Annotated in this window: 1 protein-coding gene; it reads right to left on the bottom strand. The window is 40.9% G+C overall.

Going from position 1 to position 562, the window contains the following annotated elements:
• The coding region (locus R7040_RS28860; RefSeq protein WP_318097950.1) for a hypothetical protein at positions 1–460 on the bottom strand (460 nt) is incomplete at its 3' end.
• Between the last annotated feature and the right edge of the window lie 102 nt (positions 461–562).

Below are 562 nucleotides of genomic sequence, written 5' to 3'. Positions count from 1 at the left end.
TGAAGAATGACAGCCATTCACTCCAATGAGTGGGTGTTGTAGGGATTTCCTTTGTCACAAGACCACTAGAGGCAACATTGCGATCATTAAGTACTTTCCTCACCTTAGCGATCAAGTCATCAGAGTTAAGTATCAAGCCAAATTCAATTGGTGGCTTACATATCAAAGACTCAACATCTTTGTGCTTTAACTCCTTAAAGGTGACTTCATCATACCCTTTGACATGAAAGAAGCGTGCAGTCGAATCTTGACGCATGTAGTACTCGAGTAAGAACGGTGACGCGCCAATCCGTAATGGAAGTAGCAACGAACCACACTCTCGAAGCATCCATACGTACTCACGGTTGCCATACTTCTTCAAATTACTGAAATCAATATCCAAGTCTTCCTTGTAAAACTTAGGAAGGTTGACTGATTCAGCGTGTTCTTTCATCTTTTCAATAACAGTTTTAATAGACATAGTGATTCCCCACAGTAGTTGGTTGTTACCAAAGGGAATACTTTCCCAAAGGAAGCGTTACCCTTTGGGAGTTGGTTGGTTTTACATTATTTGATTTTCGCG

Source organism: Vibrio sp. 1069, from assembly GCF_033340555.1.
This window is presented reverse-complemented; position numbering and strand designations above follow the sequence as displayed.